General features: G+C 54.7%; 13 protein-coding genes and 1 rRNA gene (1 of these 14 only partly in view). 5 read left to right on the top strand and 9 right to left on the bottom strand.

Annotation, left to right across the window (positions count from 1 at the left end):
* Positions 1-17: 17 nt before the first annotated feature.
* The 3 genes from RHM65_RS02585 to RHM65_RS02575 all read right to left on the bottom strand — a co-directional run bounded on the left by RHM65_RS02585 (position 18) and on the right by RHM65_RS02575 (position 1,680).
* Complete coding sequence (locus RHM65_RS02585; protein WP_322167523.1) at positions 18-200, bottom strand: hypothetical protein; 183 nt, start codon at positions 198-200, stop codon at positions 18-20.
* A 124-nt stretch (positions 201-324) separates the two neighbouring features.
* Positions 325-1,338, bottom strand: coding sequence for a zinc-binding alcohol dehydrogenase family protein (locus tag RHM65_RS02580; protein WP_322167524.1), 1,014 nt, complete (start codon positions 1,336-1,338; stop codon positions 325-327).
* Positions 1,339-1,386: 48 nt separating this feature from the next.
* Positions 1,387-1,680, bottom strand: coding sequence for a putative quinol monooxygenase (locus RHM65_RS02575; RefSeq protein WP_322167525.1), 294 nt, complete (start codon positions 1,678-1,680; stop codon positions 1,387-1,389).
* Between the two features lie 129 nt (positions 1,681-1,809).
* Here RHM65_RS02575 and RHM65_RS02570 point away from each other — a divergent pair, with 129 nt between their 5' ends.
* Positions 1,810-2,727 (top strand): LysR family transcriptional regulator, encoded by a 918-nt coding sequence (locus RHM65_RS02570; RefSeq protein WP_322167526.1) that lies wholly within the window; start codon positions 1,810-1,812, stop codon positions 2,725-2,727.
* A 607-nt stretch (positions 2,728-3,334) separates the two neighbouring features.
* Entirely contained in the window at positions 3,335-4,033 is a 699-nt protein-coding gene (locus RHM65_RS02565) for a helix-turn-helix transcriptional regulator (protein WP_322167527.1), read from the top strand.
* A 51-nt stretch (positions 4,034-4,084) separates the two neighbouring features.
* On the opposite strand, the gene RHM65_RS02560 is transcribed toward RHM65_RS02565, so the two are convergent.
* Positions 4,085-5,038, bottom strand: a complete 954-nt coding sequence (locus RHM65_RS02560) for an adenosine deaminase (protein ID WP_322167528.1) — start codon at positions 5,036-5,038, stop codon at positions 4,085-4,087.
* A gap of 218 nt (positions 5,039-5,256) precedes the next feature.
* On the opposite strand from RHM65_RS02560, the gene RHM65_RS02555 reads away from it, so the two are divergent.
* Entirely contained in the window at positions 5,257-6,345 is a 1,089-nt protein-coding gene (locus tag RHM65_RS02555; RefSeq protein WP_322167529.1) for a calcium:proton antiporter, read from the top strand.
* Positions 6,346-6,384: 39 nt separating this feature from the next.
* Here the strand turns inward: RHM65_RS02555 and RHM65_RS02550 are convergent, their stop codons facing one another.
* The 5 genes from RHM65_RS02550 to RHM65_RS02530 all read right to left on the bottom strand — a co-directional run bounded on the left by RHM65_RS02550 (position 6,385) and on the right by RHM65_RS02530 (position 11,374).
* Positions 6,385-7,071: an SDR family oxidoreductase gene (locus RHM65_RS02550; RefSeq protein WP_322167530.1), complete on the bottom strand. Its 687-nt coding sequence runs from the start codon at positions 7,069-7,071 to the stop codon at positions 6,385-6,387.
* Positions 7,072-7,476: 405 nt separating this feature from the next.
* Positions 7,477-8,085 (bottom strand): YigZ family protein, encoded by a 609-nt coding sequence (locus RHM65_RS02545; RefSeq protein ID WP_322167531.1) that lies wholly within the window; start codon positions 8,083-8,085, stop codon positions 7,477-7,479.
* A 53-nt stretch (positions 8,086-8,138) separates the two neighbouring features.
* Entirely contained in the window at positions 8,139-8,804 is a 666-nt protein-coding gene (locus tag RHM65_RS02540; protein WP_322167532.1) for a TetR/AcrR family transcriptional regulator, read from the bottom strand.
* Between the two features lie 85 nt (positions 8,805-8,889).
* Positions 8,890-10,281 (bottom strand): nucleobase:cation symporter-2 family protein, encoded by a 1,392-nt coding sequence (locus RHM65_RS02535; RefSeq protein WP_322167533.1) that lies wholly within the window; start codon positions 10,279-10,281, stop codon positions 8,890-8,892.
* A gap of 172 nt (positions 10,282-10,453) precedes the next feature.
* Positions 10,454-11,374: a LysR family transcriptional regulator gene (locus tag RHM65_RS02530; protein WP_322167534.1), complete on the bottom strand. Its 921-nt coding sequence runs from the start codon at positions 11,372-11,374 to the stop codon at positions 10,454-10,456.
* 124 nt (positions 11,375-11,498) lie between these two features.
* On the opposite strand from RHM65_RS02530, the gene RHM65_RS02525 reads away from it, so the two are divergent.
* A complete protein-coding gene (locus tag RHM65_RS02525; RefSeq protein ID WP_322167535.1) occupies positions 11,499-12,845 on the top strand; it encodes an aspartate aminotransferase family protein in 1,347 nt (448 codons plus the stop codon).
* 590 nt (positions 12,846-13,435) lie between these two features.
* Positions 13,436-13,990: ribosomal RNA gene (locus RHM65_RS02520) — 16S ribosomal RNA — on the top strand; it runs 984 nt beyond the window's last position.

Genomic DNA, 13,990 nt, shown 5'->3' with positions numbered 1-13,990 from the left:
CGGTATAGCGGGCTTAACTAGCCCGCTGCTTGTTGCCGTACGCTGGGAAATGTGTGCGGGGCTTGAAGACGAGACTCAAGCGTGCTGACAAATGCGCGGGCTTGGGCTTCGCTGCGGAAGCTAACGACATGTTGGTCCAGACGGACCTGCCATTGGTTTCCTTCTTGGGATCTTGTTGATTCACTCACCAGGACTTTCATGCTGACTTCCTCGACGGTTGGCAAACGCAAGCAAGTGTAATCCGGGTTTTGAATAACGTATTGATCCCGATCAAGCGTCGGACTGACGGCGCTGTTCGTATAAACAGTACGCCGTCACGAAGGGTCAGAAGCCTTCAAGCACGATCTTGCCTTTGGCTTTGCCGCTTTCCAGCAGCGCATGAGCACGACGTAAATTCGCCGCATTGATAGTACCGAAGTGCTCACCGAACGTGGTTTTCAGGATACCGGCGTCGACCAATTCTGCAACGCGATTGAGCAGTTTGTGTTGCTCGATCATGTCGGCAGTTTCGAACAATGATCGCGTGTACATGAACTCCCAGTGCAGGGAGATGCTCTTGCGTTTGAGCAGGCCAACGTCGAGGGACTTGGGGTCGTCGATCAACGCCAGACGACCCTGCGGCGCCAAGGCGTCGACCAGTTGACCCAAGTGCTTATCGGTGTGGGTCAGGCTGGCAACATGAGTCACCTGAGGCAGCCCGGCGCGGGTCAACTCTTCGTTCAGAGGCTTGCTGTGATCAAGCACATGGTGGGCACCCAGCTCCCGGACCCACGCGTGGGTCTCAGGACGAGAAGCGGTGCCGATGACATTCAGGCCAGTCAATTGGCGGGCCAGTTGAGTGAGTATCGAACCGACCCCCCCCGCAGCGCCGACAATCATCAGGCTTTGCCCCTTGTCTGCCTGGCCTTCGGCTATTTGCAGGCGCTCGAAAAGGAGTTCCCACGCGGTGATGGCGGTCAGTGGCAGGGCGGCCGCGTGGGCGAAGCTCAGGGATTTTGGCATGTGCCCGACAATGCGCTCATCGACCACGTGCAGTTCACTGTTGGCTCCGGCGCGAGCAATCGAACCGGCGTAGAACACGTTATCACCCGGTTGAAACAGTGTGACCTCCGTGCCCACCGCTTTGACGATGCCCGCAACGTCCCACCCCAAGACTTTAGCCGCGCCGTTTTCCGGCGACGCATTTTGACGAACTTTGGTATCGACTGGGTTGACCGAGATGGCTTTGACTTCAACAAGCAGCTCTCGTGGCCCGGCAACGGGGGCTTGCAACTCGATGTCCTGCAGTGACGCGGGGTCGGTTATGGGCAGGCAATGGTAATAAGCGATGGCTTTCATGGGGGCTCCAGAAAAATGGAAAGTGAGCGGATGCTAAAGAACTAATCATCAGGCCAGATGCTGAACACGCTTGAGAATGAAGTGTTCGAGGTGCTCGCCGACTTCTGCCCTGAAAGCCTGGATATGCGCACTGGCGGAGTGGGTTTGGAGGGCCGCATCGTCGTTCCAGCGCTCGATCATGTAAAAAGACGCGCTGTGTTCCAAGTCCTGGTGCAAGTCGTAGCCCAGGCAACCTGCTTCGGCGCGAGTCGGTTCGAGGATCCCGCGCAGGCATTTTTCCAGGTCTGCTTCATGACCCGCTTTGGCGATGAGGGTGGCGATGACGGTTAACGGTTGGGACATGATGAATTCCTAAAAAGGGCGCTGGGCCGCTGAAGAAAGTGATGGGGCAAATGATTGGCTATTTCCTCGAAAGATAAAACCCGCTAAAACGGCAGTCTCTTTCAATAATTTATTGATAATTCGGGCCTTATGCTGCGTTTTGATGATTTGCAATTGTTTGTACGTGCCGCTGATCTGGGCAGTTTGTCCGGGGCTGCGCGGGTGATGGATATGTCGGCAGCCGTCGCCAGCGCGGCGCTTAAACGTATTGAGCAGCAACTGGGCGCGCGGTTAATGGCGCGTTCGACCCGTAGCCTTCGTCTCACTGCCGAAGGTGAAGGGTTTCTGGAGTACGCGCGGGCGGCGTTGAGTAGTTTGGAAGAAGGGCGTCGCTTGTTGGCCAGCAGCCAGGATCAGGTGAGTGGGGTTTTGCAGTTGTCCGCACCTTCTGATTTTGGTCGTAACGTTCTACTACCTTGGCTCGATGAATTTCAGCGTGAACATCCTCGGCTAACCTTGCGCTTGCTATTGGGCGACCGGATCGCCGATCTGTTTCGTCAGCCGGTAGACATCGCCTTGCGTTACGGCGAGCCGGAAGACTCCAGCCTCGTCGCTTTGCCCATAGCGCCTGACAATCGCCGCGTGTTGTGTGCGGCCCCGTCTTATCTGGCGCGTCAGGGGCATCCGCAGCACGTGGAACAGCTGGCGCAGCATAATTGCTTGCTGTTTATGCTGGGCAATCGGGTGCATGACCATTGGCGCTTCCATGATGGCAAGCGGGAAATGAGCCTGACGGTGCACGGGGATCGTTTCAGTGATGATGCCGACGTTGTTCGGTTGTGGGCGGTGGCGGGCGCCGGCGTCGCGTATAAATCCTGGCTGGATGTCGCCGCTGACGTTCATGCCGGGCGCTTGAAAGTGTTAATGCCAGAGCTGCAAGGCGAATTAGCACCACTCAACTTGTTGTGCGCCCATCGTTTGCAATTGAGTAAGCCGGTCAATCTTCTGCGCGAAATGCTCAAATTACGCTGCTCGGCATTAGCGCCGCTATGTCCCACTATCCAATAACATCACGCATAAGTTTCGAAGTCCTACTTACTGTAAGGAAAGGTCTGACGTCATATGCAAAGTATTGAATTACTAAAAACCATAGATCATAGGGGCAAGTGCAAAAGGTTCCGTTAAGTCGTCGTATTTTCTTGCGTGTTTTGTGTGTTTCTTTTGTAGGCAATTCCCTTAGGGCAATCGAGTAAGTTTTGTCGTGCAGCCCTTAAGTGTCCGGCCAGCAGCGCTTTCAAGGCAGATGGTCTGTTCGTAAGATGTTTTTTTTGGACGTGATAATGACCGACTTTGGCTATAGGGTGTCAGCGTCGAGCGGATCGCGAGTTTAATCACCATTTCGTAAAAGAGCGCTGGGCTTATACTTGACGCGCTCGGCCGAGTCCGTCTGCTATCAAGCAGGACGTACCTGTAGGACAGATTACGGCAGGCTAGATTGATGTGGAGGTAGGCGGCGCCAGAGGCTCAATGTTGCGTCATATAGATTTACACATGACGTTTTCGCGACTTCGGTGTAATACAGCCCTCATTTTGGCTGCTTAGCGTCTTGGCTGGATCCAATTTGCTGTTCACTATGTCAGTGCGATAGATGAATGTTTCAACAGGGAGTGAATACATGGAATATGCACCTTGCATTAGCCAGATTGCCACGTTGTTGGCTGACCCAAAACGCAGTGCAATGATTTGGGCGTTGATGGATGGGACCGCCCGTGCGGCGGATGAACTGGCCCTGCTGGCGGGTCTATCCACGTCCTCGGCCGGCGCCCATTTGGCACGCTTGGCTACCGGTGGTTTATTGAAGCAGGAGGCCCGAGGCCGAAAGCGATTCTTCAGGCTGGCTGGACCCGAGATCGGTGCTGCGGTCGAGGCATTGGCCAGCGCTTCATTGGTCAGCATTGATCGCGTGAGCAAAAGTGTCTCGCAACCTGTCCTGTCCACGCCTTTGCCGCTGCGTCGCGCCCGGATCTGTGCCGATCATTTAGGTGGCGAGTTAGCCGCTGAGCTTTATCAACGCCTCTTGGGGGCCGGGTGGATCGAGCAGCAGGAACAACGTATCGAAGTCACCAGTAAGGGGGTTGCGCAGTTTGCCGAGCGCGGGATTTATGTCCCCGCCCTGGCGCACAGGAAGCGACAGACCGTGTGCGCATGTCCGGATTGGAGCGAACGTACGCCGCACTTAGGCGGCGCCTTGGGTGCGGGCTTGCTGCAATTGTTTATTCAGTTAGGTTGGCTACGCACCACGGACGAATCCACCGCCTTGCAGGTCTCGTCCAGCGGGCAACGTGAAATCAGCAAAATAGCGTCCGCTGCCTGATGCTGCCTCGTTGATGTGTTCCCTTTTCCACGGGAACACATCAACGGCCTATCACGGTTTGACCAATCGAGCATCCAGGCTGTTTTGCGCCAAGCGCTTGGCTTGGTCCTGCGTCATGCCGAGGTGGGTGTACAGCGCATGGAAATTTTCCGTCACATAACCCCCGAAGTAGGCTGGGTCATCCGAGTTGACGGTGACTTTTACGCCACGCTCTAGCATGTCGAGAATGTTGTGCTTAGCCATGTCGTCAAACACGCAGAGTTTGGTGTTGGACAGCGGGCATACCGTTAGTGGAATCTGTTCATCGATGATCCGTTGCATCAGCCGCTCGTCTTCGATAGCGCGTACGCCGTGGTCAATGCGTTCGATTTTCAACAGGTCCAGCGCTTGCCAGATGTATTCAGGTGGCCCTTCTTCGCCTGCATGAGCAACCGTTAAAAAGCCTTCGCCGCGCGCGCGATCGAATACTCGCTGGAACTTGCTCGGCGGATGGCCCATCTCGGAGCTGTCGAGCCCAACGGCGACGAAGGCATCGCGAAATGGCAGCGCTTGATCCAAGGTTTTTTCGGCCTCTTCTTCGCTCAAGTGGCGCAGGAAGCTAAGAATCAAACCACTGCTGATGCCGAGCTTTTCCTGGCCGTCCTTTAACGCACTGGCGATGCCATTGACCACTACCTCGAACGCCACGCCTCGGTCGGTGTGGGTCTGGGGATCAAAAAAAGGTTCGGTATGAATGACATTTTGCGCTTTACACCGTTGCAGATAGGCCCAAGTCAGGTCGTAGAAATCCTGCTCGGTGCGCAGTACGTCGGCCCCGCGATAATACAGATCGAGAAATTCCTGCAAGTTGTTGAAGGCATACGCCTTGCGTAGGGTTTCGACATCCGCCCATGGCAAGGCTATTTTATTGCGATCAGCCAAGGCGAAGAGCAGCTCGGGCTCCAATGAGCCTTCAAGGTGTAAGTGCAGTTCTGCCTTGGGCAGCGCGTTCAGCCAATCGTACATGTGCGTTTTCTCATCAAGAGCAGATGGTGGCATTCTACAGCGGATGCTCCATTGGGGAGCAAAACCTGACCAGCCGGTTAAAATGTTCAGCCTCCGATCATTACTGCTACCGTTAGCAAAGAAACATTGAGTGACTGCCAGCAGTCTGCAGTGCACTGCACTGCACTGCGCTGCACTTCACCTTCCTCTTGCTCGACACTTTCACGCCAAGGGCACCAATGCTGACCTATTTGAAAGACGAGAAGTTTCTGCTGTTGGCAATTCTTGCTGCTTTTGTTGCATTCCCCTTTGAGCATTGGTTGCTGAGTCATGGTCAGGGCATAGCGCTGGCCGGCGGGATCGCGTTAATTGTCGCAATCGTCTGCGCCTCTATGCGTGTGGCCCATCATGCTGAGTTACTGGCCCATAAAGTGGGTGATCCCTACGGCACGATGATTTTGACGTTGGCGGCGGTGTTAGTTGAAGTGGTGATCCTAGCGATCATGATGAGCAACGAGCCGTCGCCGACGCTGGTTCGTGACACGATTTATTCCGCGGTGATGCTCGATATCAACGGCATTCTCGGCCTAGCCGCCTTGATGGGGGGGCTCAAGCACGGCGAGCAGTCGTATAACGACGATTCGGCGCGCACCTACAGCGTGATGATTCTCACCGCGATGGGCGTCTCCATGGTGGTGCCAGAATTTATTCCAGAAGGTGACTGGAAAATTTATTCGGCGTTTACCATTGGCGCGATGGTGGTGTTGTACGCGCTGTTTTTGCGGATGCAGGTGGGACCGCACAGTTACTTTTTCAGCTACAGCTATCCCCAGAAGAAACGTAGAAACCAACCCACTGAAGACGAACCGCCGATCAACTTGAGCCGCTCTGTCGGCACCTTGGTGTTCGGCGTTGTGGTGATTGGTGCGCTGGCGGAAGTGATGTCGAAAACGGTAGACCTCGGTTTGGAAGGGACGGGCGCACCTCCGGTGATGACGGCCATTTTGGTAGCAGCGATTTCTGCCGCGCCGGAAATACTGACCGCGTTACGCGCAGCCTTGGCTAACCGCATGCAATCGGTGGTCAATATTGCGTTGGGCGCGTCGTTGTCGACGGTGATCCTGACCGTCCCGGTCATGGAGGCGATGGCGCTTTATAGCGGTCAGCCGTTCCAGATGGCGATGACGCCGGTGCAAACGGTCATGGTGTTCATCACCTTGCTGGTAAGTGCGATCAACCTGAACGATGGCGAAACCAACGCCATCGAAGGCATGACCCATTTTGTATTGTTCGCGACCTTCATCATGCTGTCGCTGCTAGGGGTTTGAGGCGCCGTTGCGGCGCCTTCCGCCAATAGCGCGTTTGGCCTACCAGGGGATGGGTTCTCCCTTGTAGTTGATGAAGTGATGCCCACCTTTGCCCGCATACGCATTTATCTGCGTCACTATTCCTTCGGTACTGGTGTGCACGTCGATGTCGGCGCCTTCGCCACCCATGTCGGTTTTCACCCAGCCCGGATGCATGGAGAGTACCGTCGGCCGTGGTTCTGGAAGTTCGGTAACGAAACTGTTGGTGATTGAGTTCAACGCCGCTTTGCTGGCTTTGTAGAGCGCCATGTCATTGCCTTGCGGGCACATAACGCTGCCAAGCACCGAGCTCATGAATGCCAACACGCCGGTGTCCGGGCGAATTTGTTGAATCATCCGTCCAGCCAACCGGACGGGCGCTGTCGCGTTGGTCAGGAACAAATCACCCAACTCTTGCGCGGTCGCTTGCGCAGCGCTTTGGGGTCTAGGCCCGCTGACGCCTGCATTGACAAACAACAGATCGAAGACTTGGCCCTTAAGCTTCGCAGTAAAGGCGTCCACGGAGTGGAGGTCATTGATGTCCAGCGTCTCGACCGATACTTCTGGAATGGTTTGCGGACCACCGGGTTTATGCAGATCCCGCACCGTGGCAGTCACCTGCCAACCTTGTTCGGACAGGCGCTGAACCAAGCCAAGGCCTAAACCTCGGGAAGCGCCAATGATTAATGCGGTTTTGTTAACGGGCATAGATGAACTCCTTGTTTCGATGCGTGAGGGTCTGGAGTCAGTGGACAACGCGGGTCCACGTCTTGTTGCAGAAAAGATAAGCCGTTCGGCCTTTGTACGAATTGCGCAAAAATCGAACACTAAGGCGCACGCCATGAAACGCCTGTGTTTACGGCACTCTTGCACGGGTTATCCACAGAGTGGTCCACAGTAATTGTGTGCAAGCCCAAGTTGACGGAATAAGCGCTTGGCGTATTGGATCGTGTTGCGATAAGTCGCGCTAACTGCCTGTTTTATCGGATTTTTCTCCATCAGTGAGAAATATGGTCAATAAGTAATCAATCGGCGCGAAGCCATATGCACTGGGGGGTGCAGGCGGGTGTACTCAGGTTATCCACAGCCGGGTGCACAACAGATGTGGGCAACTTAATGTCCGCTGTGTTCGTCGTCAGATCCGCGTTGGACGACAATCCGTCCACGGCTGAGATCAGCCAGTTGGCGTTGGAGGGTTTCAATGTGTTCAGGGCCGAGCGAGATGTTAAGTTCCACCCCGTTGGCGGTAAATGCTTCGTTAAGCACCAGCCCGTTCAGTTCGGCCAGGCGTACTTTAGCCATCGCAAGCTCGCTGAAACCGCAATCAAAGCTGAGTCCTACTCGATGAATGAGAGGTACGCGTTCAGCTTTTTGCAGGCATTTGTTGGCGCCGCCGCCGTACGCCCGGGCTAAACCGCCAGTGCCCAGTTGGATACCGCCGTACCAGCGAATGACCAGCACAACAACTTGGTCGAAATCTTGCGCTTCAATGGCTGCCAGGATCGGGCGACCTGCTGTGCCGCCGGGCTCGCCGTCGTCACTGCTTCGGTACTGATCGGCCAGTTTCCACGCCCAGCAATTGTGAGTAGCGTTCAAGTCGCTGTGTTGCTCGATGAACGCTTGGGCATCGGCAGCGCTAAGGATGGGTGCGGCGAGGGTGATGAAGCGGCTTTTGCGAATTTCTTCCCGGTACTCGCAAGCGCCGATGAGGGTAAAAGGCATGACTAGGTTCCAACTATCGACGAGACAAAAAACGCCGCTGAGAGCGTGCGCGCTCAGGCAGCTGGAGGCGTTAGCCCGCAGCCTTTGAGAATGATCCGAATCAAGTTGTCACCGGCGTCTTCCATGTCCTGCTTGGTCAGGCGCGTACGGCCGGTTACGCGACAAATCTGAGTGGCGAAGTCCGCGTAATGTTGGGTGCTGCCCCACAGCAGGAAGATCAAATGCACGGGGTCGACCGGGTCCATTTTTCCAGCGTCAATCCAGCTCTGAAACACAGCAGCCCGACTTTGGAACCAAGCGCGGTAGTCCTGGCTGAAATATTCGTTCAAGCACTCGCCACCGCTGATGATTTCCATCGCGAAGATCCGCGAAGCTTGTGGCTGACGACGAGAAAACTCCATTTTTGCGCGGATGTAACGGGTTAAGGCCTCGGCGGGATCATCATCTCCGTTAAGGGAGTTAAAGGTGCTGTCCCACAACTCGAGGATGTTGCTCAAGACGGCGATGTACAGCCCGAGTTTGTTGGTGAAGTAGTAGTGCAGGTTGGCTTTGGGCAGCCCCGCATTCTGCGCAACGGTATTCATACTCGTGCCTTTGAAGCCGTGACGGGCGAACTCGTCTTCAGCAGCTTTAATGATCGTCTCTTCGTTTTTCTGACGAATACGGCTGGCAGGTTTAGCGATGGCGTCTGTGCTGTGCGCTGGGACTTCAAAGGTCATTGGGCGGTTCCAAACGGAGTATGGGCTGCATCATGTGAACAGATAACGCACCCGCATCGATCCGACAAGTGGTTACAGTGCAAATTTAATGCTTCAACGCATCAGGTCCCGGCTCGGGATGGGCCGCTTGAGTCGGGATATGACGTTCAGGTAACAGTATGCACATCACAATGGCGGTAATGCCGCCACTTGTGATGGCAGAGTCAAACAGTGTCTGGATTATTTTTGGCAAATGACTGAGCAGTGTCGGTTGCGCAGCGATGCCCATGCCTACCCCGAATGACACGGCAATGATGAGCATGCTTCGACGGTCCAGCGGTGCTTGGGACAAAATACGCACACCCGCCGCTGCGACGCTGCCAAACATAACGAGGGTTGCGCCGCCGAGTACCGGTTTTGGAATTTGCTGAAGCAGTGCGCCAATCATCGGGAACAACCCCAGCACGAACAGCAATACGCCGATATACAGGCCGATATAACGGCTGGCAACGCCGGTCAGTTGGATTACGCCATTGTTCTGGGCGAAGGTCGTGTTGGGGAAGGCGCCGAAGGTGGCAGCAATAAGGCAGCTTACCCCGTCCCCTAGTACGCCGCCTTTGAGCCGGCCAATATAGGTTGGGCCAGTAATGGGTTGCCGCGACAACATGCAGTTGGCTGTCAAATCACCCACGGTCTCGATAGTGCTGATCAGGTAGATCAGCGCCACGGGTAGAAAAGCCGTCCAATCAAAGCTAAAGCCAAATTTAAACGGTATCGGCAAATTGATGATCGGGCCGCCAGTGATGGCGTGAGGCACGAGTTTTCCGCAGAACCAGGCGGCGAGACTGCCAAATGCCAAGCCGAGGATGATCGCGCAAAGACGTATCCAAGGGGTATTCGAGCGGTTGAGCAGTACGATGACCAGCAGCACAAAAACACCAAGCCCCACATTCACCGGCTCACCGAAGTCAGCGGCATTGAAGCCTCCACCCAAGTCGGTAACGCCGACATTTATCAGGCTTACGCCAATCAGGGTGATGACGATGCCCGTCACCAAGGGCGTGATGACCTTGCGCAACTGGCCAATAAATCGGCTGAGGACGATTTGCACCAGCGCCCCAAAAAAGCAGAGACCAAAAATCATCGCCAAGACGTCTTCTGGACTGCCGCCCCGTTGTTTGACCATAAACCCCGCTGACAGTATTGCGCCCAGAAAGGAAAAGCTGGTGCCTTGGAGACAAATCATGCCTGCGCCAATGCCGAAAGGGCGTCGGGCCTGAATGAAGGTTCCTACGCCGGATACCATCAAGGCCGTGCTGATCAGGTAGGGCAGGTAAGCCGTCAATCCCAGTGCCGAGGCAATGATCAGCGGTGGGGTAATAATCCCCACGAAGCTGGCGAGGACATGTTGCAAAGCTGCGAGCATGGCCGGCAGCGGTTTGGGCCGATCATTCAACCCGAAGATCAGGTCTGTGTGGGATGAAGCTTCAGGCTGCATAGCGCTCTCTCGGTGCGGAAAATTAAGGATTGGCTGAGGCTCTGCAAAAAGCTGTCCAAGTGTTCAGCTAATAATGTTTGTTGTCGTAATAAATATATACAAATCAATCAGTAATAATTTATTAAGAGGGTTTGGTATGACCTGACTTGACAGAAAATCAGGACGCAGTGCATCAGCGTGTTGCGGCAAGACTGTTTAGAAAGCTTTCCAGCACCAGATGAGGGCGTCGGCCTTTGCGTGTGACTGACGCCAGTGTCAGGTCATAAAAGCGTGTGGAGGGTTTTAAGGCGCGAAGTCGGCCTTGCTGCACCCATAAGTTGGCGTAGTGATCCGGCAAGTAACCGATGTAGCGTCCTGTGAGAATAAGGAAGGCCATCCCTTCGCGATCAGAGGCGCTGGCGGTGCAGTTCAGCGCTTGGTAATGCGCTTGAATGTCGGCTGGCAATCGGAAGGTCGGTGTGATGGCGTCTTGTTCATCTAATCGGGCGTCGGTGAGTGCCGCATCGTCCATATAGAAGAGCGGATGACCTACTGCGCAATAGAGCAGTGATCGCTCGCTGTACAACGGTTGATATTCAAGTCCGGACAAAGCACTGGCCTGAGGGACGACGCCCAAGTGCAAACGCCCATCAAGCACGCCTTGTTCAACTTCGTTGGGCGCGATCATTCGGATGTTGATATGTACGTCCGGCCCACGCTCCTTCAATTGGGCCAGTGCATGGGTAATGCGCATATGGGGGAGGGTGACGAGGTTGTCAGTCAAGCCAATGTTCAGTTCTCCGCGTAAATGCAGGTGCAGGCCGTTGACCTCAGTGCGAAAACTTTCCAGTGCGCCCAACAGTTGCAGAGCTGATTGATAGACTTCCCGGCCTTCTTCCGTCAGAGAAAACCCCGCCCGCCCCCGCTGGCACAGGCGTAATCCCAAGCGCTGCTCTAGGTCGCTCATTTGCTGACTGATCGCCGAGCGGCCTATACCCAGCGCACTTTCGGCGGCCGAGAAGCCGCCGCATTCGACTACGCTTCGGAAGATACGCAGCAAGCGCACGTCGAAGTCGCTGACTTGGGCCAATGGATCGGGCCTACGAGTACTCATAGTTTAGTCATCGGCTAACTGAAGATCTTAAAAGTAGGGTTTTTCAAACTTTATGCCCATGGCAACGTAGCTGCAACAACGCCGCTCAATCGGCTGCCCCTTCGCCCTCGAGGTAGTTGCACCCATGAATCTTCCCGAAACTGCTGAAACATCGTTGGCCAGCCAATTGAAGCTCGACGCTCATTGGATGCCGTACACCGCCAACCGTAGTTTTCAGCGAGACCCTCGGCTCATCGTTGCAGCCCATGGCAGTTACCTGACTGATGATCAAGGCCGCAAGATTTACGACTCATTGTCTGGGTTGTGGACCTGTGGTGCCGGGCATACGCGCAAGGAGATTCAAGAGGCTGTATCGCGCCAGTTGGGGACGCTCGATTACTCGCCGGCGTTCCAGCATGGTCACCCGTTGTCGTTTCAGTTGGCAGAGAAAATCACCGAGCTAACTCCAGGTAATTTGAACCACGTCTTCTATACCAACTCTGGTTCCGAATGTGCGGATACGGCGGTCAAGATGGTGCGGGCTTATTGGAGGTTGAAAGGGCAGGCCACCAAAACCAAGATGATCGGCCGGGCCCGCGGTTATCACGGTGTCAATATCGCGGGCACTAGCCTGGGCGGCGTCAACGGCAACCGCAAAATGTTTGGCCAGCTCATGGATGTCGATCATCTGCCCCACACCTTGTTGGCCAGCAACGCTTTTTCGCGGGGTATGCCCGAGCTGGGTGGTATTGCACTGGCGGATGAAATGCTCAAATTGATTGAGCTGCACGACGCGTCCAACATTGCCGCTGTGATTGTCGAGCCCATGGCCGGTTCGGCCGGTGTGTTGGTGCCGCCACAAGGCTATCTGAAACGTCTTCGGGAGATTTGCGATCAGCACAACATCTTGCTGATCTTCGATGAAGTCATCACCGGGTTTGGCCGTACTGGCTCAATGTTTGGTGCGGACAGCTTTGGCGTAACGCCGGACCTTATGTGTATTGCCAAGCAAATCACTAATGGCGCGATCCCCATGGGGGCAGTTATCGCCAGTACTGAGATCTATCAAACCTTCATGAACCAACCGACGCCGGAATATGCGGTCGAATTTCCACACGGCTACACCTACTCAGCGCACCCGGTTGCGTGCGCTGCTGGACTGGCTTCCCTGGAGTTGCTGCATCGGGAGAATCTGGTTCAACAGGTCGCCGAGGTTGCACCGCATTTTGAAAAGGTGTTGCACGGCATCAAGGGTACGAAAAACGTCGTGGACATCCGCAACTACGGCCTGGCCGGTGCGATCCAAATCGCCCCGCGTGATGGCGATGCAATTGTGCGTCCATATGAAGCAGGGATAAAACTCTGGAAGGCTGGCTTCTATGTACGCTTTGGCGGCGACACGCTGCAGTTTGGGCCTACCTTTAATAGCAAGCCAGAGGACCTGGATCGGTTGTTCGATGCGGTGGGCGAGGTGCTGAACCAGATCGACTGATCTTCTATATAGAAGGGCCGCTTGAAAGAGGGGGTGAGCCGAGAGGCCCACCCCTTTTTATATCGATGTAATCTAGCAATGTGACAGATAGTTGAAATTAGCTATTGACGTAACTTTTCCTGGGCCTATAATTCGCACCTCTTCCGGAGCAGATGAAACGGAAACTCCTTGGTAATCAATGAGTTAGCTAGATTTGTCAGCGAGGAAGAGGCTTCGGTCGCGGTGATCGGAAGCGGTGAAAAAAGGCAGTTGACAGCGAGTTGAAACGCTGTAGAATTCGCCTCCCGCTGACGAGAGACGCGAAGTTGATCGAAGCGCAAGTGGTTGAAGTTGCAAAGGAAACTTTGAAACGTGTTTGAAATAACCGCTTGACAGTAACGGGCGCTGCTGTAGAATGCGCGCCTCGGTTGAGACGAAAGAATCAACCCACCGCTCTTTAACAATTGAATCAAGCAATTCGTGTGGGTGCTTGTGCCGTAAGACTGAAGTCAACTGATTATCAGCAGTCACCAGTTACTCCGCGAGAAATCAAAGAATAACCAACGATTGCTGAGCTAAATTTAGGGTTTTTTAAAAACCCAAAGATGTTTGAACTGAAGAGTTTGATCATGGCTCAGATTGAACGCTGGCGGCAGGCCTAACACATGCAAGTCGAGCGGCAGCACGGGTACTTGTACCTGGTGGCGAGCGGCGGACGGGTGAGTAATACCTAGGAATCTGCCTGGTAGTGGGGGATAACGTTCGGAAACGGACGCTAATACCGCATACGTCCTACGGGAGAAAGCAGGGGACCTTCGGGCCTTGCGCTATCAGATGAGCCTAGGTCGGATTAGCTAGTTGGTGAGGTAATGGCTCACCAAGGCGACGATCCGTAACTGGTCTGAGAGGATGATCAGTCACACTGGAACTGAGACACGGTCCAGACTCCTACGGGAGGCAGCAGTGGGGAATATTGGACAATGGGCGAAAGCCTGATCCAGCCATGCCGCGTGTGTGAAGAAGGTCTTCGGATTGTAAAGCACTTTAAGTTGGGAGGAAGGGCAGTTACTTAATACGTGATTGTCTTGACGTTACCGACAGAATAAGCACCGGCTAACTCTGTGCCAGCAGCCGCGGTAATACAGAGGGTGCAAGCGTTAATCGGA

It is taken from the genome of Pseudomonas sp. CCI4.2, assembly GCF_034350045.1.
Lineage (GTDB): Bacteria > Pseudomonadota > Gammaproteobacteria > Pseudomonadales > Pseudomonadaceae > Aquipseudomonas.
The sequence above is the reverse complement of the archived record's forward strand: the minus strand, read 5'-3'. Positions and strand labels throughout refer to the sequence as shown.

Excerpts from the sequence above, each read along its gene's own strand:
- RHM65_RS02585 (WP_322167523.1), bottom strand. The coding sequence starts at position 200 with ATGAAAGTCCTGGTGAGTGAATCAACAAGATCCCAAGAAGGAAACCAA.
- RHM65_RS02580 (WP_322167524.1), bottom strand. The coding sequence starts at position 1,338 with ATGAAAGCCATCGCTTATTACCATTGCCTGCCCATAACCGACCCCGCG.
- RHM65_RS02575 (WP_322167525.1), bottom strand. The coding sequence starts at position 1,680 with ATGTCCCAACCGTTAACCGTCATCGCCACCCTCATCGCCAAAGCGGGT.
- RHM65_RS02570 (WP_322167526.1), top strand. The coding sequence starts at position 1,810 with ATGCTGCGTTTTGATGATTTGCAATTGTTTGTACGTGCCGCTGATCTG.
- RHM65_RS02565 (WP_322167527.1), top strand. The coding sequence starts at position 3,335 with ATGGAATATGCACCTTGCATTAGCCAGATTGCCACGTTGTTGGCTGAC.
- RHM65_RS02560 (WP_322167528.1), bottom strand. The coding sequence starts at position 5,038 with ATGTACGATTGGCTGAACGCGCTGCCCAAGGCAGAACTGCACTTACAC.
- RHM65_RS02555 (WP_322167529.1), top strand. The coding sequence starts at position 5,257 with ATGCTGACCTATTTGAAAGACGAGAAGTTTCTGCTGTTGGCAATTCTT.
- RHM65_RS02550 (WP_322167530.1), bottom strand. The coding sequence starts at position 7,071 with ATGCCCGTTAACAAAACCGCATTAATCATTGGCGCTTCCCGAGGTTTA.
- RHM65_RS02545 (WP_322167531.1), bottom strand. The coding sequence starts at position 8,085 with ATGCCTTTTACCCTCATCGGCGCTTGCGAGTACCGGGAAGAAATTCGC.
- RHM65_RS02540 (WP_322167532.1), bottom strand. The coding sequence starts at position 8,804 with ATGACCTTTGAAGTCCCAGCGCACAGCACAGACGCCATCGCTAAACCT.
- RHM65_RS02535 (WP_322167533.1), bottom strand. The coding sequence starts at position 10,281 with ATGCAGCCTGAAGCTTCATCCCACACAGACCTGATCTTCGGGTTGAAT.
- RHM65_RS02530 (WP_322167534.1), bottom strand. The coding sequence starts at position 11,374 with ATGAGTACTCGTAGGCCCGATCCATTGGCCCAAGTCAGCGACTTCGAC.
- RHM65_RS02525 (WP_322167535.1), top strand. The coding sequence starts at position 11,499 with ATGAATCTTCCCGAAACTGCTGAAACATCGTTGGCCAGCCAATTGAAG.